Annotated in this window: 18 protein-coding genes and 1 pseudogene; 2 read left to right on the plus strand and 17 right to left on the minus strand. The window is 71.8% G+C overall.

All coding sequences use genetic code 11. The features are described from left to right. The 13 genes and pseudogenes from FXO23_RS44040 to FXO23_RS44095 form a co-directional block, all read right to left on the minus strand. Positions 1-377, minus strand: a pseudogene (locus tag FXO23_RS44040) (hypothetical protein); the annotation flags it as partial. Beyond that, complete coding sequence (locus FXO23_RS44045; protein ID WP_218952343.1) at positions 374-913, minus strand: phage tail protein I; 540 nt, start codon at positions 911-913, stop codon at positions 374-376. The gene FXO23_RS44045 and the pseudogene FXO23_RS44040, both read right to left, overlap by 4 nt. Further along, positions 913-2,865 (minus strand): putative baseplate assembly protein, encoded by a 1,953-nt coding sequence (locus FXO23_RS44050; protein ID WP_158893759.1) that lies wholly within the window; start codon positions 2,863-2,865, stop codon positions 913-915. Before FXO23_RS44050 ends, FXO23_RS44045 begins: the two co-directional genes overlap by 1 nt. Continuing rightward, positions 2,865-3,272: a GPW/gp25 family protein gene (locus tag FXO23_RS44055; protein ID WP_158893760.1), complete on the minus strand. Its 408-nt coding sequence runs from the start codon at positions 3,270-3,272 to the stop codon at positions 2,865-2,867. The genes FXO23_RS44050 and FXO23_RS44055 overlap by 1 nt, the downstream gene beginning before the upstream one ends. Positions 3,273-3,281: 9 nt before the next feature. Continuing rightward, complete coding sequence (locus FXO23_RS44060; protein WP_158893762.1) at positions 3,282-5,213, minus strand: phage baseplate assembly protein V; 1,932 nt, start codon at positions 5,211-5,213, stop codon at positions 3,282-3,284. Further along, positions 5,210-5,986 carry a LysM peptidoglycan-binding domain-containing protein gene (locus FXO23_RS44065; protein WP_158893764.1) on the minus strand — a complete coding sequence of 259 codons (777 nt, stop codon included), beginning with the start codon at positions 5,984-5,986 and terminating at the stop codon, positions 5,210-5,212. Before FXO23_RS44065 ends, FXO23_RS44060 begins: the two co-directional genes overlap by 4 nt. Positions 5,987-5,996: 10 nt before the next feature. Then, entirely contained in the window at positions 5,997-6,449 is a 453-nt protein-coding gene (locus FXO23_RS44070) for a phage tail protein (protein WP_158893766.1), read from the minus strand. A gap of 3 nt (positions 6,450-6,452) precedes the next feature. Next, entirely contained in the window at positions 6,453-6,911 is a 459-nt protein-coding gene (locus FXO23_RS44075; protein WP_158893768.1) for a phage tail protein, read from the minus strand. 12 nt (positions 6,912-6,923) lie between these two features. Then, the gene (locus FXO23_RS44080) at positions 6,924-8,954 is read right to left on the minus strand and encodes an eCIS core domain-containing protein (protein ID WP_158893770.1); all 2,031 of its coding nucleotides are present in this window, start codon (positions 8,952-8,954) and stop codon (positions 6,924-6,926) included. A 21-nt stretch (positions 8,955-8,975) separates the two neighbouring features. Next, positions 8,976-9,140, minus strand: a complete 165-nt coding sequence (locus FXO23_RS52575) for a DUF6760 family protein (RefSeq protein WP_343034587.1) — start codon at positions 9,138-9,140, stop codon at positions 8,976-8,978. Further along, a complete protein-coding gene (locus FXO23_RS44085; protein WP_158893772.1) occupies positions 9,134-9,526 on the minus strand; it encodes a phage tail assembly protein in 393 nt (130 codons plus the stop codon). The genes FXO23_RS52575 and FXO23_RS44085 overlap by 7 nt, the downstream gene beginning before the upstream one ends. Beyond that, complete coding sequence (locus FXO23_RS44090; protein WP_158893774.1) at positions 9,523-9,975, minus strand: phage tail protein; 453 nt, start codon at positions 9,973-9,975, stop codon at positions 9,523-9,525. The genes FXO23_RS44085 and FXO23_RS44090 overlap by 4 nt, the downstream gene beginning before the upstream one ends. 26 nt (positions 9,976-10,001) lie before the next feature. Further along, on the minus strand, positions 10,002-11,504 hold the full coding sequence (locus FXO23_RS44095; protein ID WP_158893776.1) for a phage tail sheath family protein: 1,503 nt from the start codon (positions 11,502-11,504) through the stop codon (positions 10,002-10,004). 162 nt (positions 11,505-11,666) lie between these two features. Between FXO23_RS44095 and FXO23_RS44100 the strand changes: the two genes are divergently transcribed. Continuing rightward, positions 11,667-12,296 (plus strand): Pvc16 family protein, encoded by a 630-nt coding sequence (locus tag FXO23_RS44100; protein WP_158893778.1) that lies wholly within the window; start codon positions 11,667-11,669, stop codon positions 12,294-12,296. After that, entirely contained in the window at positions 12,293-12,685 is a 393-nt protein-coding gene (locus FXO23_RS44105; RefSeq protein ID WP_158893780.1) for a PAAR domain-containing protein, read from the plus strand. Before FXO23_RS44100 ends, FXO23_RS44105 begins: the two co-directional genes overlap by 4 nt. A gap of 135 nt (positions 12,686-12,820) precedes the next feature. Here FXO23_RS44105 and FXO23_RS44110 read toward each other — a convergent pair whose 3' ends face one another. From FXO23_RS44110 to FXO23_RS44125, 4 genes are all read right to left on the minus strand, one after another. Continuing rightward, positions 12,821-13,105 (minus strand): hypothetical protein, encoded by a 285-nt coding sequence (locus FXO23_RS44110; RefSeq protein ID WP_158893782.1) that lies wholly within the window; start codon positions 13,103-13,105, stop codon positions 12,821-12,823. 15 nt (positions 13,106-13,120) lie between these two features. Continuing rightward, positions 13,121-13,453, minus strand: a complete 333-nt coding sequence (locus FXO23_RS44115; protein ID WP_158893784.1) for a hypothetical protein — start codon at positions 13,451-13,453, stop codon at positions 13,121-13,123. Between the two features lie 114 nt (positions 13,454-13,567). Next, positions 13,568-14,089, minus strand: a complete 522-nt coding sequence (locus FXO23_RS44120) for a hypothetical protein (protein ID WP_158893785.1) — start codon at positions 14,087-14,089, stop codon at positions 13,568-13,570. Between the two features lie 134 nt (positions 14,090-14,223). Then, positions 14,224-15,711 (minus strand): MFS transporter, encoded by a 1,488-nt coding sequence (locus FXO23_RS44125; protein ID WP_158893788.1) that lies wholly within the window; start codon positions 15,709-15,711, stop codon positions 14,224-14,226. Between the last annotated feature and the right edge of the window lie 150 nt (positions 15,712-15,861).

Below are 15,861 nucleotides of genomic sequence, written 5' to 3' on the forward strand. Positions count from 1 at the left end.
GGCGGCGTTCCGGGCGGCGGGGGTGGCGTTCCGGGCGGCGGCGCACTGGGCGGCGGGGGCGGTGCCCCGGGCGGAGGTGGCGGGGGTGGCGGCATGCCTGGCGGGGGCGGCGGCGGTGGGGGTGCGCTCGGGGGCTTCGGGGTGGTTCCGGCGCCGGAGCGGACCGGGGTGCCGCGGTCCACGTCCACGTAGAGCAGGGCCTGCACGCGTTCCCACAGGCCGCGGCGGCGCTCGGGTTCCGGTTCGGGTTCGGGCGGCGCGGCGGGTTTGGGCGGCGGGGCGAGCTTCTCCCCCGTCCACTCCAGGAATCCGCCGCACGATCCGCAGAACGCGTCGGTCTGCTTGTTGTGGAAGCCACAACTCCTGCACACGATCATCCCGCACACACCTCCACTCGGTGCACGACGTGGGCCGGTTTCGCGGCGGCGACCGCGGCGTCCAGCGCGCCCGCCGGAACGGCCGCGGGCTCCGGCACGGTCACCCGCACCGCGAGCCGGGGGCTGTCCTCGCCCGGTGGCGGCGCGTCCGGCCGGGCCGACCAGGAAACCCCGCCGCTGTCGGTGATCTCGACCCGGCCGCCGGTCAGCATCGCCAAATGCCTGCGCAGCCCGGAAACCGTGCCGCGCAGGCGGTACACCTCGACCGCGCCGGCGACCACCGCCCGGCGGCGTTCGACCGGCCAGCCCTCGTCGAAGGCCACGCCCACCCAGGACGCCAGCCAGTCCAGGAAGTCCTCCGGCGCCAGCCGCGGATCCAGGTAGTCCACCAGACAGTCCATTGTGGACAAAACCGGGGCGAGCACGTCGTCGAATCCGGCGACGAACCGGTCGGCGAACGGATCCTCCTGGTACACCGCGGGCAGGAGTTCGATCAACGGGGTCGCGGTGGGCAACCCGGGCACGGTTCCACGCATCAGCTCTCCTCCACCCGCACCTGGTGCTCGTAGGAGAACACCAGGCTGTGCGGTTCCACTTCGAGCCGCCGGGTCTCCTCGCCGCGTTCCCCGGTCACCGGGTTCGCGCCGAACAACCGGACGTCCTCCACCAGGTCCACCCCGCGCACGCCCTGCAGCAACGCGTGCACGTCCCCGGCCTGCACCGGGCGCCCGAACGGCCAGCCCGCCCCGTCCGCTCCCCCGCTGATCGGGTTGAACGCGCGGTACAACGCCTCCAGCGCGTCGGCGCGCACCCGCGCGAGATCCACCCGCGGCCGCGCGACGAGCCGGGCCACCACGGTCAGCCCGCGGTAGCGCGGCGGCGACACCAGCACCCGGGTGCCGATCAGCCGCACCCCGTCCAGGTGCTCGGCGATCCGGCGCAGCGTCTCGTCCTCGGGCACGAGTTCGGCGAAGTCGATCCGCCCGGCCTCCTGCGCCGCGGCCGGAACCACCAGCACGCGCAGGCAACCGGCGGCCACCTCGTCCTCCCCCGCGGTGACGCACCGGACCCGCGCGATCTCGGGCGCGATCTCCCGGGTGATCGCCTCGTAGTCCTCCGCGGTGACCGCCCGGCTCCGGGTCCGCAGCAGGATCGGGCCGCGTTCCTTGGCCTGGTCGATGGTCTCGCCGTCCACCCCGCCCTGCGCCGCGTCCAGGTTCTCCACCCGCGCCACGAACGGAATCGACGATTTGAGCGTGCGGATCGCGCCGGGCCCCACGTTCCCCCGCCGCCCGCCGCCGCTGGCGTACCGCCGCAACCGGATCGTCGCCTGGTGCTCCGGCACCGCGCCGTACCGCCGGAACTCGCCGGACGGCTCCCGGATCGCGGGTCCGAAGTGGACGGTCCCGGTCACGGCGTCCAGCACGAAGTGCCGGTCGTCCGGTCCGCTCCCGGCGAAGTGGTGCACCTGCGTCCACTCCTCCCAGCCGCGTTCCGAGGTCGTCTCCAGCGTCGCCGCGCTCGCCCCGAGCAGCACCGGCGTCCGGGCCACCGGGAACTGCTGCCCCGGCACGCCCTCGGAAACGCCGAGCACCTCGGCGTCCACGATGTCCGCGTGGATCGCCTCGGTCGTGCCGCCGACCGTGCTGGCCGCGAGCCCGGACACGATCGGCGAGCTGTGGTAGCGCGGGAAGTCCGCGCCGACCTCGACCACCCGGGCCCGCAGCCAGCCCGCGGCCTCGCCGCCGAGCACCGCGGTGTCGTGGTCGCCGGGCACGTGCACCAGCACCCCGCCCGCGATGTTCAGCGCGCCGGTGCCGTCCTCGCTGACCCGGCACGGCGCCCACTCCCGGCCGTTCCACGCCTCCCACACCAGCGGCGGGTGGTCGGGATGCACGCCGACGCCCTCGACCCGGCAATCGAAGTCCAGCCGCACCACGCAGTCCGGCACCGGATTGGTCAGCCCCACCAGCAGCACGTCCCCGACCCGCGGCACGGCCGAGAACGCGGCGAACGACGTGCCGACCTTCAGCTCGTCGGTGCGGTCGAACGGACCTTCCTCGTCGGCCTGCTGGGTGGCCACGCGGCGCAGCGCGCACGGCGCGATCGTCAGGTCCTCGACCGTGGTGAACGCGATCGACTCGTCGGATTCGGTGCGCGGGGTCGCCACGGTCGTCCCGCCCGCGACGCCGACGGCGGTGACCGCGGGCGCGGACAGCCAGAACGTCACCGCCGCCCGCGCCGGGGCGGGCGGGATCAGCCGCAGGCCGATCAGTTCGAGGAACTTGACGTAGAGCCGGTCGGGCACCTGGTTCAGCCGGTACAGCAGCTGATCGGTCATGAACGCGAACGTCTCGATCAGCGTCACCCCGGGATCGGAGACGTTGTGGTCCGTCCATTCCGGACACCGGCGCATCACCATGCGCTTGGCGTCGTCCACCAGGTCCTGGAACCGGCGGTCGTCCAGGTTCGGCACCGGGAGCACCATCAGTAGTCACTCCCATCCTCGGGAATCGTGTAGAACGGGAAGACCAGGTTGCGCCGGTCGTTGGCATCCTTCGGCCGGTACTGGATGTCGATGTAGAGCACGCAGTCCTCGTCGGGCGCGGGGCTCACCTGCACCGATTCGATGTCCACCCGCGGCTCCCAGCGCAGCAGCGCGTGCCGGACCTCGTGCGAGAGTTCGGCGGCTGTTTCCACTGTGGACGGACGGAACACGTAGTCGCGCAGGCGGCAGCCGAATTCGGGCCGCATCGGCCGTTCCCCGGGGTAGGTGGCCAGGATCAGCCGCATCGCCTGTTCCAGTTCGGCCTCGCGGCGGGCCAGCGCGATCCCGCCCTGCGGGCTCACGCCGAGCGGGAAAGCCCATCCCGCGCCGGTGAAATCCGGTCCCACATCCGCCCCCTAGTTCAGCTTGATCAGCGAGCCGGAGACCTCGACCAGCGCGGGGCTGGAGATCTGCACGCCCGCCTTGCCGGACAGTTCGAGGCGCCCGTCGCTTTCCACCTTGACCCCGCCGACCCCGCCCTTGATCGAGATCGACCCCGCGCCCGAGCAGTCGATGGTCAGCGAACCCGCCGGGTTCTTGCTCGCCGGAGGCGAAGGCTTGCAGGTCAGCGTGACCTTCCCGGCGACCTGGTCGATGCTCAGGCTCAGGTTGTCGTCGGCCGTGCCGAGCACGATCGACGACGACACCGGCGCGGCCGCGGGGCCGGGCAGCAGTTCGTCGGTGAACCGGAGCCGGTTGCCCGCCGGGCTGGTGAGCCCGCGCTGGGTGACCGTCCCCGAACCGTTGACCGCCGATTTCACCGGCTCGAACCCGGTGCCCTCGTTGATCAGCCCGCCCAGCACATAGGGCCTTCGCGCGTCGCCGAACTCGAACCCGATCAGCACCTCGTCGCCGACCTCGGGCAGGAACAGCGCACCGCTGCGCCGCCCGGCACCGGCCTGCGCGACCCGGGCCCAGTCCGATTCGTAGTTCGGCGCGAGCCACGGCAGCGCGACCTTGACCCGGCCCTGCTTCTCCGGATCGGCGGTGTTGGTGACCACGCCGCAGACCAGCCCGTCCAGCGCGGAATGCCGTGCGGTGGCCGGGGAGGCGAGCCGCAGCAGCGACCGGTCCTGCCGCCCGCTGACCCAGAACCTGGTGTGGTAGCCCAGTTCCTCCGGATCGAACACGTGCCGCGCGTTCGTCACCGTCCACTTCCCGGCGAAGATCTCGGGCACCCCTTCGATCTTGATTTGGGCCCCCGCCTGGATCCCGGGGTCGCCCACCGCGTCGCCCTCGGCTTCGGCGAACGTGCTGGCGATGTGGTCGGCGATGCCCTTGGCGGCCTCGGTCGCCGCGGTGTCCGCGTTCGATCCGGTCGCGAGTGGACGGTCGACGACCACGTGTGCGGTGTCGCTCGGCCGGGTGCCGAAGTCGATCTTCGGCAGGCCGAGGATCGGCGGCAGCGCGGGCGGGGACGGCGGCGAGGGCAGGAAACCGTCGGTGAACGAGTTCGCCAGGCGCGCCGGATCCTGGCCCTCGATCTTCGCCGTTCCGGTGGCCGCGGGCGAGCTGCCCACGGCGACCCGCGAGGCGCCCGCGTCCCAGACCCGGACCTCGACGTCCGGGGTGAGGTTGGCCGCGGACACCCGGGGCAGGAAGGTCAGCAGGTTCGCCTTGAACCGCAGCGTGGACCCGAGGCCGAGCAGGTCCCCGGCCGCGGCGGCGACCGCGCCCAGCGGTCCGTCGTCGGCCGGGCGCCCGGCGCCCCGACGGAAGAACAGCTTCCCTTGCTGGACACCGATTTCGTAGCCGATCTCGCGGGCCCGCTGGGTGAGGAACTCCCAGTCCGTCTGCGCGATCTGGGCGAGGTGGTCGTGCGTGGTCTTCGTGGCGTCGATCGTGCCGGTGCGCAGGCCCGCCTCCCGGGCGATCTGCGCGGCGATATCGGAATCCTTCATGTTGCGGAAGGTCCGGGTGCGCCGCGCGCGCTGCAGCCGGTGCGCCTTCTCGTAGCCCCGCACGACGGTCCGGATCGTCGCGTCCACGCAGATCGCCTCGATCGAGGTCACCTCGCCGGAGATCAGCGTCTCGGTCGACTTCTCCCCCGCGCGGCCCGCCTCGATCTCGACCTTCGCGCCGATGTTCAGGCCCGCCTCGGCGATCAGCCCGCCGGTCTGGTCGAGGAAGGTGAGTTCGAACATGTCCGGCAGGTGCAGGTGGGTGTCCACCACCGCGCGGATCAGCTTCGGGCTCACCGTCGGGGACAGCGGCAACGGCACGCCCGAGCCGACCTTGATCGTCGGCGCGACGACCGCGCCGGAGGGGGCGGGCAGCAGGCCGGTCATCGCAGTTCCTCGGGGTTGGGCAGGTACACCGTCGTCCCGGGGCGCAGCCGCGCCGGATCGGTGATGCCGTTGATCTCGGCGATGCGGCGCCACAGACCCGGCCGTCCATAGTGGACGTTGGCGATGGACGGCAGCGTCTCGCCCAGGGCCACGGTGTGCGCGCGCCTGCCCGGCAGCCCGCCCGAGGTCGGGTTGGTGGGCAGCGTGGCGAGCAGGCTCGGCGACTCGGTGAGCGTCAGGTTGACGTGCGCGCGGATCGGGATGCCTTCCGGGGTGAACCGCTTGTACCGGATGTCGCAGCCGGTGAGCTTCACCGAGTACATGAACCCGATCATCGGCGGGCCCCACTGGAACGTCAGGTCCGGCGGATCGGTGGCCAGGTTCACCCCGGCCAGGGCCATCAGCTGGCCCAGGAACCCGGTCGACGGGCTCATCCAGGTGAGCAGCGTGTCGCACCGGGACTTGGTGTCCAGGCCCTGGAAGACCACGCCCTGCAACCGGATCTGCGAACCGGGCACCCGCCGGGTGACCGGTGGGCTGGCGCCTCCGGGCGTGCCCGCCTGCGGCCCCATCGAGGGGTAACTGCCGACCGAAGCCGTGCGCTGGAACGAGATCTCCTTGGGGTTGAACTCGAACAGCACCACCCCGAGCGCGGTGACGTCGAGGCAGCGCAACATCGCGGGCACCCGCGCGCCGGATTTGGCGATCGGCACCGCGGCGGGCACCGCGCCGACCGGCGGCGCGGCCGCGGCGGTGTGCACGGATGCGGTCATGACCCCTCCCTCACAGGAACCCCTCGTGCACGAGTTCCAAGGTCTCCATGGCGATCCCGGCCGTGCTGGCGTCCAGTTCCGGACCGTCCCATCTGGCCGGGTAGACGTTGCGCAGCTGCCAGCTGGTCACCGGATTGGCCCGCGAGTCGAGCAGGGTGATCTGCGCGGTGCCGCCGACCGGGGCCGTGCGGGCGTTGACCCACCGGGAAACCTGCTGCCGCAGCCAGTTCTGCACCTTCATCGAGTCCTGCGCGTTCATCGCCCGTTTCAGCGTGATCGTCTTGTACTCCAAGCGGTTCGGCAGGATCGTCACGTGCTCGTAGTTGCCGCCGTCCTCCACCGCCTCGTACTTGAAGTCGACGCTCAGCCCGTGGCAGTGCCCCCAGCCGCCGAGGTCCATCCCGTCCACCACGACGGTGAACCGGGTGGTCAGGCCGAGTAACGCGTTGAGGCTCAGCGGCATCGCTCAGACCTGCTTCTGGTCGTTCAGGAAACCCCGGTGCGCCAGTTCGAGGGTTTCCAGCGCGACCTGGCTGGCCCCGGCGTCCATCCCGGTGATCGACCACTTCACCGGCATCACGTCCCGCAGTTCCCAGTCGCTGAGCGGGCTCGTGTAGTCGATGGTGAACAGGGCGACCGTGGCGACGAACAGTTCGGTCTCGAAGGACGTCTTGTCCAGCCACTGCTTGACCTTCTGCGTCTCGTCGGAGACCGCGCGGGACAGCTTCACGTTGGTGTACTTGGTGTTCCCGGGGAAGTACCAGCGGTCGTTCCCGGCGTCGCCCGCGCGGTACTCGGCGACCTCCCAGGTGACGTCCAGGCCCTCCACCTTCGCCCAGCTGCCCAGGTCGTACTCCGACTTCCCGGTCATGGTCACCTTGAACCGGTTCGCCATCGCGACCTTGGTCGAGTCGTTCAGCGGCATCTGTGTTTCCTCCTAACGAAAGTCGGCGAGCAGCCCGGCGCGCTCCCGGTCGACGAGCAGTTCGGTGCGCAGGCGGGTGCGCAGCCGGTCGTAGATCCGGGTGGCCAGGTCCTCGAGGTCGAGCTGGTCGGTGGCGACGGACCTCGGCCCGCTCGCCGGGCGGCCGGTGTCCTCGGCCGGGCGGATGGCCGCGGGGCTCGCGAATGCGGCAGGCTGCTGCCCCGTTCCGGCGGCGCCCGGCGACGGCGTCCGGGGCTGTTGTGCGGCCTGCTGCCGCGCGTCCTGGCGGCGGGCGAACTCGATCGATCCGGCGATCCCGCCGAAGTCGCCGCCGAAACCGGTCCACCACGGCCGGGGCCGTTCGGCGGTTTGGCCGGGCGCGCTCGGTTGACCGGGCGGGCCGCCGCGGCTGGCTTCGCGGTGCACGATCGCGCGGACCTCGTCGACCTCGGCCAGGTCGAGCGCGGCCTTCGGCTCCTCGACGCGGCTGGCCCGGTCCATGTTGATCGCGCGCAGGCGGTCGTCTTCGAGTTCCCGCTGCCGCTGGCTCCAGTCCACTGTGGAGTAGTTGGCCGCGGAGATCGGCCGACCGGGTGGCGACGCGGGCTGCGGCTGACCTTGCCCGGCCAAGCGGACACCGCCGAAGAGGGCGGCATCCCCGCCGAGCAGGGCGGACAGCCGCTGCTGGACCGTCGGCTGCGCGGCTTGCTGTTGCGCGGGTTGCTGTTGGGTGAGCGCGGGATTGGTCCACTCGTGGATCACCCGGCGCGCCGAATGCTCGGCGATCTGGCCCACCTCCTGCCGCACCGGCGGGGTGAGGTTCGGCGTTTCCGGTGCGCGTTCCAGCGGCGCGTCCTGCACCACGTCGTGCGGAACCGCCGGGTGGATCAACGGCGGCAGTTCTTCCACTGTGGACACCGGGAGACCGGGAGCTGCCTCGGCGGCGACCGCCTGCGCCTCCAGCGCGCGACCGAGCGGTGAGCCCGGTGGCGGCATGCTCGAGCCGAGGCGGCGCTGCTGGGCGGCGTGCACGAGCTCGTGCGCGAGCAGGCCCCGCGCGCGTTTCGACTCGACGGGTCCGGCCGCGTCGGGCAGGTACACCCGGCCCGCCCGAGTCACCGCGCGGGCGCGGCGCGGACGCACCTGCGCCTCGGCCGCCGGGCCGCGGTGGACCGGGACGTCGGAAACGTCCACGCCGAGGCTGCGGCGCACCGCTTCGGCGAGGTCGAGGGGTGGCCCGGCGATCGCGGGCGGCATCGGCGGCACCGGTGGTGGCGGCGAAAGGTCCCGTGGTTCGGGCCGTTCCGGCTCGTCCTCGGTGTTGTCCGGGCTGTCCGGGTTGTCCGCCCCGCTCGACGCGACCGGCTCCGGCGCGGCAGCCGGTTCCAGTGCGGCAGCCGCTTGCGGTTCCGCGGGAGGTTGCGGTTCGGCGGGCGGCTCCTGGACCGGACGGGAGCGCGGCGGGCCGAGGCCGAGCCGCCGGGTCTGGCCGAGGTTCGCCCGGCGGCGCGGTTTCACCGGAGCCTGCTCCGGGGTCGCGGCAGGCGGCGAAACGACTGGTTTGTCCACAGTAGATGGCTCGCGGAAGTCCGGTGGTTCCGGAGCGGGCAGCGGCTGGGCGGCCTCGGCGTACCGCAGCCAGGCGGGCGCGCGGTACGGCACGGCCGGTTCCCGGGCCGGGCCGACGTATTCGCCGACCGCCTTGGTCAGCTCCGGATGCCGCAGGGCCACCGGACGTACCGCGGCCCGGCGGCGCACCCCGCGCGCCAGTTTCGGCAACGAGACCACGTCGACCGGTTCCGGCCGCGGCGCGTGCCGGATCTCGGCGAGCCCCGCCACCTGCCCGCGGGGAACCTCGACCTCCGGGGCCGTGCCGGGCCGGGCGCCCGGGAGCGGGGGCGCGATCCCGGGCGGGCCGGTGGTCAGCGGGGCGGCCGACCGCAGCACCGGGCGCAGCGGGGCGAGGCTCGCCCACTGTCGCCGTCCCCCGACGACGGCGACAGGGGCGTTCTTGGCGCCCTTGCGGCGAAACGGCCAGCGCATCCGGTTCCCCGTTCGGTTCTGCTACGGGCCTTCTCGCGCGTAGCGGGCGTGAATGGTGCCGACCTCGGCGATGATCCGCTCGCGGGCGGGATGCTCGAGGCCGAGGATCTCGTCGAAACTCCAGTGCAGGTAATAAGCCAGGTACGCGACCTCTTCCCAGAGGCGGTCGGCCGCGTACGTCAGGATCCCCCCGGCGCATCACCGGCCACGTCGACCGCGAACCCGGCGCCGCAGTGCGGGCAGTCGACCGAGACCTCGGTGTGCCCGTCGGCGTTGATCCGGCGGTAGAGGTCCTGCAGGAAGGCCAGGTCCGAGGCGAACAGGTTCTCGATGACGAACGTGTCCACTCCCCCGAGGCCGCCCAGCGCGGTGACCGTGCGCTCGAGCAGCAGCACGGTCAGGTAGGCCGGGTTCTGCTTGCCCCGCTGATCGGACTGCGCGGTGATCTCGTCCCGCGCGGTGGCCAGCCGCATCACGCCCTCGCGGTGCACGGTCCCGTGCTCGTCGACGTACCCGCGCGGCAGCGTGAACGGGTATTCCGTGCGCAGACCGGTTTCCAGGGCGGCCGTCACGCGGACACCCGCTGGATCCGCTCGGACACGATCGTGACGCTCTCGGTGAGCACCTCGTTGGCCGACGCCTTCAGCGCGCCGATCTCCAGTTTGGACGGCCACGCGTTCTCCAGGTGGTACCGGGCCACCGGGCTGCCGTCGGTCGCGTACATCACCAGCGAGCAGCTCTTGCGCGCGGCGACGATGTCCCCGTTGAGCACGGCCTCGTGCCACGCCCACAGCTCCATGCCCTTGTTCTTGCCGCGTTTGAGCACGATCGTCGCGGGTTCGGCCTTGCCCGGGAGCTTCTTGAGGATGACCTCCTTGTCGGTCGACTCCATCAGCTCGACCGGTTTCACCTCGGTGGTGATGCCCTGCAGTTCGGTGAACGACGCGATCTCGTAACCGTCGATGGTGATCGAGAACCGGGACGCGGTGAGGGCGTCACCGGCGCCAAGCCCGCCTGCCATGGTGTTTCTCCTTTACCTTGAAGCGGTCATTCCTCGAGCCCGGCGCCTTCGGCGAACTGGGAAACGCGGAACACCACGAATTCGGCCGGTTTGACCGGGGCGATCCCGATCTCGACGGTGAGGATTCCGGCGTCCCGGTTCTCCTGCGGGTTGTTCTCCTCGTCGCATTTCACGAAGAACGCCTCGTTCGGGGTGCGCCCGAACAGCGCGCCGTCCCGCCAGACCCGGCGCAGGAACATGGTCACCGTGCGTTTCACCGAATCCCACAGCTTCGGGTCGTTCGGTTCGAACACCACCCAGTTCGTGCCCTGCAGGATTGATTTCTCGACGTAGTTGAACAGCCGGCGCACGTTGAGGTAACGCCATTCCGGATCGCTGGACAGCGTGCGCGCGCCCCACACCCGGATCCCCTGGCCGCGGAAGGAGCGCAGGCAGTTCACCGCGATCGGGTTGAGCAGATCGTGTTCGCCCTTGGTGATGTTCAGCTCGAGGGTCACCGCGCCGCGCACGACCTCGTTCGCGGGCGCCTTGTGCACCCCGCGGGAGGAGTCGTTGCGCGCCCACACCCCGGCCAGGTGCCCGCTCGGCGGCACGAACACCTGGGTCCCGGCGACCGGGTCGGCGACCTTGATCCACGGCCAGTACAGCGCCGCGTACTTCGAGTCGTAGCCGGTGACGTCCTCGCGCCATTCCTTGACCTGCTGGGCGTTCAGCCCCGGCGGAGTGTCCAGGATGGCCACCCGGTCGCTCATCAGCTCGCAGTGCGCGATCATGCCGAGCTGCACGGCCTTGACGTCCTCGGCGGTCATCGTGCCGCGCTGGTAGGCGGCCATCAGGTCCGGCACCGCGAGCATGGTGACCTCGTCGACCGCCTCCAGGCCGCCGAATCCGGTGCGGTCGGCCGAATCGCCGACGTAGTCCCGCGCGTCGACGGCCACCGCGGCGGGCGCGGCCAGTTCGACCTGGCCGGTGCGCGGGACGGCCAGCGCCTTGCCCTTGGTCTCCTCGACCGTGATCAGCTTGGACTGCTGGCGCAGCACGGTGGCCACGTTGGCGGCCCCGCGTTTGGTGGTGAGGTTGTCGAACGTCTCGACCGGTTCGCCGCCCTTGCGCACCACCAGTTTGAAGGTGTCGTCGGCCGCCTCGGTCGCCGGGGCGACCTCCACCGAGAGGTCCCCGTTGGCCGCCGACCGCGCCGAGAGGGTCAGGCCGCCGGGCAGTTCGGCGGTCGGCAGGGCGGCGGGCTGGTCGCCGTTGCCGCTCGCGCCGCCGACCCGGACCACGTAGGCGACGCCGCCGCCGTTGAGGAAGTAGCCGTACACCGCGTGGGCGAGGTAGCAGCCCTCGACGAAGTCGCCGAAGGTCTGCTTGAACTGGGTCCAGTTGGTCACCAGGACCGGTTCGTGCAGCGGACCGCGTTCGGCGAAGCCCACGAAGGCGGCGACCGCGGTGCCGACCGCCTCGATCGGCCGGGAGCCGGAGGCGACCTCTTCCATGTAGACGCCGGGCGCGAGGTAACTGCTTGCCATCTCGGGAAGCCTCCTTGACTAGCGGGTCCGCGGAAAAAGGGTGACAACCAGGTGATCCGTCCCGCACCGCCGCCGGGGGCGGCGCGCCGGGCAGCCGGAACCGCCCCTTCGGGCGGCCGCCGGGTCCTTCTGCCGATCCGGCGGCCGCGACACCCTGGAACCGTGATCACTCAGGTCGACGACGCGTTGTGCCAGCTGCTGGGCAGGAACCTGCCGCAGGGCACGGTGGTGCGGCTCGACCCGCCCAAACCGACGTGGCAGACCGAGACCCCGGCGCGGGCGGTGGACCTGTTCCTGTTCGGGCTGGCCGACGACCGGGCCAGTCGCGAAGCCGGCTCCCAGGAGGTCCGGGACGCGCGCGGCGCCGTGGTGCGGCGCAGCGATCCGGTGCGCCGCTGCGAACTGTCCTATTTGGTCACCGCGCGGGCGCCGGAGGTGCGCGGCGAGCACGAGTTGCTGGACCACGCGTTGCGGGTGATGGTCTTCGCCGACGCGGTGCCGGAGTCGTGCTTCGACGGGGAGTTCGACCACGGCGGGCTGCCGGTGCTGCTGCGGGTGGCCGACACCGGACCCGGACAGCTGTGGAGCAGCCTGGGCATGCCCGCGCGCGCCGCGTTCGTCGCCACGGTCAGCGTGCCGATGCCGCCCGAACCGGAGACCGACCTCGCGAAGCCCGCGGAGAAGCTGGCGCTGCGCAGCGGGCGGAAGGTGCCGCCGAAACCGCGGAAGTGGCCGCTCACCCCGGCCGGAAACCGGCGCTGGCAACGGATTCCGCCGCCGGAGGAGCCGTGAGCCCGGCGGCGAAACAGGGTGACCAGGTGGTCGGCACCGATATCCACATCGTGCTGGTCCCGACGCCCGGCGGACCGGTGCCGACGCCGACCCCGTTGCCGTTCAACGGGATCCTCACCGGCGGGTGCAGCCCGAACGTGCTGGTCGGCGGCGCCCCGGCGGCCACGGTCGGCAGCACGGCGACGAATTCGCCGCCGCACATCCCGCCGGGCGGACCGTTCCAGATCCCGCCGACCAACACCGGCGTCGTGGTCCGCGGCAGCGCGACCGTCCTGATCAACGGCAAACCCGCCGCGCGCGCCGGGGACACGGTCAACACGTGCAACGACCCCGCCCCGGCCCCCACCAGCTCCATCGTCGCCACCAGCACCGTCCAAATAGGACCTTGATAGGACCTTGACGGCCCGGGGCAGGCCCGCCGCCCGGCCCGAAAGCGCGCGCACTTTCGGGCCGGGCGAACCGGCCGGAACACTCACGACCCCCAGCACTCGGCATCCCCACCCCAACCGGCCACCACCCCCACCTCAAGCAGGCACCAGCCGCCGGAGGGATTCGAGTTCGCGGTTGAGCTGGTCGGTTTCGCGCTGGATCTGCTCGGCCTGGCTGAACAGGCCGGAATGCTTGAGGCACTCGTGCAGCGCCGCCTCGGCCGCGGCGAAGGTCAGGCCGGTGGTGATCACCAGGCTGACCGTCGCGGGCGCGGCGACCGCGCCGACGCCGGAGCCGAGTTCGGCGGTCAGCGCCGCGGCGGCCGCCGCGAAGGCCGCACCGGCGGCGGTCGCCGCGAGGAATTTGTCCAGGCATGCCATGGCTTCTGCTCCTTACTAGGCGGTGGCCTGCCGGCCGTGTTCGGCGACGTTCTGCGTGACGCCCAGGCTCGCGTAGTGCTCCTTGGCGCCTTCCTCGGTCGCGGTCACCCGCGCCCACTTGGCGATGGTCGGGTAGTGGTCGAGGTTGACCGCGACCCCGTGACCCGCGCCGTGCATCGGCTGCCACTGGCTGCCGTCCCACCAGTAGTTGCCGTCCTCGGAGATCTGCCTCCCCGCCTGCGGGGTGACCCGGGTGCCCTCCTGCGGAGTCACCAACTGCCACCGCGTCCCGTCCCACCAGTAGTTGCCGTCTGCCGACCGTTGCGCGCCGGGTGGCACGTTGCTCATCGGCTGCCTCCTCACTCTCCGACCGCTTCGGGCGCTTAAGACTGTGCCGCCGAACCCGGCCGAATTTCAGGGCATCGCGGGCGCCCGATGGGGCAGGACCAGCCGCCCCGGCGGTCACGGCTTCGCGGTGAGCCGGTCCCGCAGTTCCGGGTGGTCGGAGATCGTGGTGCCGATGAGCACCAGCCCGCCGATCGAGGCGAGTTCGTTCCCGAAATCCGTTCCGTCGGCCGATTCCCGCGTGGCGTGGACCTCGAGCCGGTAGTCCACCTCGCCGGTGACCCGGATCCGGACGCCGTCGAGGGCCCGTTCGAAATCGGTTCGGCAGACCCCTTCGAAGGCCAGGATCGACGGCGGCTCGTGGGCCGAACGCAGCTGCCGGAACCGGTGCCCGGCATCGGAACTGATCCGCGGCTCCGGGGAAGCCATGCCCTGCACGAAAACCCCGGACGCCAGCGCGTCGAGGGCGGCGAGCGCACGGGCCCGGTCGGGACCGCCGGGGCAGGTCACGTCCAGCACCCCGTCCAGGGCCAGCCGGACCGCCACCGACACCTTGCCGATCCTGGTCACCGCGCCCGCCAGCGGCGCCCGGGGCAACGGAAAGGAGAAGGACGGAACATCGGCGGCCTTCCCGGTCATCCGCCCACGGTAGGAGCCCGCGCCCGGCGCCGAATACGCCCCATGGGGCAGCGATTCGGGCGCGATCCCCCGCATCACCGATCTTGGCCGTGGCGCGCGGGCACTCCGCACGCCACGGCCGGTGTCCACTGTGGTCAGTTGCTCAGCACCGGGGCGGGCCGCTCTTCCGCTGAAGTTTCCGCCTTGCGATCCCGCAGCATCCCGAAGGCGACCACGGCGGCCACCAGGACGCCACCGGCGCTGGCGAGGAACGTGGTGGACAGGGCGGAGGTGAAGGCGTCGCGGGCGGTCTCGGCCAGCCCGGGCACCACGAGCGCGTCGGGGAGGGAGTGCCGGGCCGGTTCGGGCGTCGACGCGGGCATGGCCGCGGCGAAGCTGCCGGACAGCACGCTGCCCAGGACGGCGATGCCGAGCGCCGCGCCCATCTGCTGGATGGTGTCGTTGAGCGCGGAACCGACCCCGGCCTGCTCGGGCGGCACCGCGCCCATCAGCGCCGCGATCGCCGCGGGCTGCGCCAGGCCCGCTCCGGCGCCGAGCAGGGCCAGGTCGAATGCCAGCATCGCGAAGCCCTCCTCGGCGGAAACGGTCGCCAGCAGGCCGAACGCGGCCGCCACCAGCACCATCCCGACGACCGCGCACGCCCGGTTGCCGACCTTCTGCCCCAGCGCGGCGCCGAGGGTGTTGAACGCGAGCGAGGCCACCGCCATCGGGATGAACGCCAGGCCCGCCTGGGTGGGCGAGTACCCGAGCACGAACTGCAGGAACTGGGTCAGCACCAGCAGCAGGCCGCCGTTGCCGATCTGCACCAGGGTGAGCGAAAGGCTGCCCCCGCTGAAGTTGCGGTCGCGGAACAGTTTCAGCGGCACCATCGGCGACGGCGTGCGCGCCTCCCAGCACACGAACCCCGCCAGGCCGAGCACGGCCACGGCCCCCGCGATCAGGGTGCCGGGATGGGTGAGGCCGTTCCGGGGCAGTTCGATGATGGTCCCGACCAGTGCGGTCATCCCGATCACCGACAGGATCGCGCCGAACGGATCGGGTTTCTGCCAGGGTCCCTTGGATTCCGGCATCAGCACCAGCGCCGCGATGATCGCGAGCACCGCGATCGGGACGTTGATCAGGAAGACCGCGCCCCACCAGAACCACGCGATCAGCGCGCCACCGAGGACCGGGCCGCCGACCAGGCCGACCATGGCGACCGCGCTCCACGCGGCCATCGCCTTGCGCCGCTCGGCGTCGTCGAACACGGTGATCAGGATCGACAGCGTGCTCGGCATCACCAGGGCCCCGCCGACGCCCATCACGACCCGGCCGACGATGAGCTGCACCGGGTCCGCGGCGAACGTGGCCAGCAGGGAGGACGCGCCGAACAGCGCGAGCCCGATGATCATGATCTTCCGGCGGCCGAACCGGTCGGACAGGCCGCCCGCGGTGAGCAGGAGCCCGGCGAAGACCAGGATGTAGGAATCCAGGATCCACTGGGTGTCCTGGGCGGTGGCGCCGAGATCCTCGGCGAGCGGCGGGACCGCGACCGTGAGCACCATGTTGTCGATCACCAGCACCAGCGTGCTGAGGCACAGCACGATCAGGATCAGCCAGCGTCGCGGATGACGTTGTTCCATCGGAAAAGACCTTTCGAAGAGTCGGACGCGAGCACCTGCCCCAGTTTGCGAACGTCGTTCTCGTGTTGCGCACACTGTACGCATACTGCGAATGGTGCGTCAACTGCGCACACCGTGCGCTAAGGTGGCGGGGGACGAGAGGAGACCGCG

It is taken from the genome of Amycolatopsis anabasis (assembly GCF_009765355.1).
Taxonomy (GTDB): Bacteria; Actinomycetota; Actinomycetes; order Mycobacteriales; family Pseudonocardiaceae; genus Amycolatopsis; species Amycolatopsis anabasis.

What these genes read in the sequence shown, in the direction of transcription:
- FXO23_RS44045 (WP_218952343.1), bottom strand. Translation starts at nt 913, where the DNA reads ATGCGTGGAACCGTGCCCGGGTTGCCCACCGCGACCCCGTTGATCGAA.
- FXO23_RS44050 (WP_158893759.1), bottom strand. Translation starts at nt 2,865, where the DNA reads ATGGTGCTCCCGGTGCCGAACCTGGACGACCGCCGGTTCCAGGACCTG.
- FXO23_RS44060 (WP_158893762.1), bottom strand. Translation starts at nt 5,213, where the DNA reads ATGACCGGCCTGCTGCCCGCCCCCTCCGGCGCGGTCGTCGCGCCGACG.
- FXO23_RS44065 (WP_158893764.1), bottom strand. Translation starts at nt 5,986, where the DNA reads ATGACCGCATCCGTGCACACCGCCGCGGCCGCGCCGCCGGTCGGCGCG.
- FXO23_RS44070 (WP_158893766.1), bottom strand. Translation starts at nt 6,449, where the DNA reads ATGCCGCTGAGCCTCAACGCGTTACTCGGCCTGACCACCCGGTTCACC.
- FXO23_RS44075 (WP_158893768.1), bottom strand. Translation starts at nt 6,911, where the DNA reads ATGCCGCTGAACGACTCGACCAAGGTCGCGATGGCGAACCGGTTCAAG.
- FXO23_RS44080 (WP_158893770.1), bottom strand. Translation starts at nt 8,954, where the DNA reads ATGCGCTGGCCGTTTCGCCGCAAGGGCGCCAAGAACGCCCCTGTCGCC.
- FXO23_RS44090 (WP_158893774.1), bottom strand. Translation starts at nt 9,975, where the DNA reads ATGGCAGGCGGGCTTGGCGCCGGTGACGCCCTCACCGCGTCCCGGTTC.
- FXO23_RS44095 (WP_158893776.1), bottom strand. Translation starts at nt 11,504, where the DNA reads ATGGCAAGCAGTTACCTCGCGCCCGGCGTCTACATGGAAGAGGTCGCC.
- FXO23_RS44110 (WP_158893782.1), bottom strand. Translation starts at nt 13,105, where the DNA reads ATGGCATGCCTGGACAAATTCCTCGCGGCGACCGCCGCCGGTGCGGCC.
- FXO23_RS44115 (WP_158893784.1), bottom strand. Translation starts at nt 13,453, where the DNA reads ATGAGCAACGTGCCACCCGGCGCGCAACGGTCGGCAGACGGCAACTAC.
- FXO23_RS44120 (WP_158893785.1), bottom strand. Translation starts at nt 14,089, where the DNA reads ATGACCGGGAAGGCCGCCGATGTTCCGTCCTTCTCCTTTCCGTTGCCC.
- FXO23_RS44125 (WP_158893788.1), bottom strand. Translation starts at nt 15,711, where the DNA reads ATGGAACAACGTCATCCGCGACGCTGGCTGATCCTGATCGTGCTGTGC.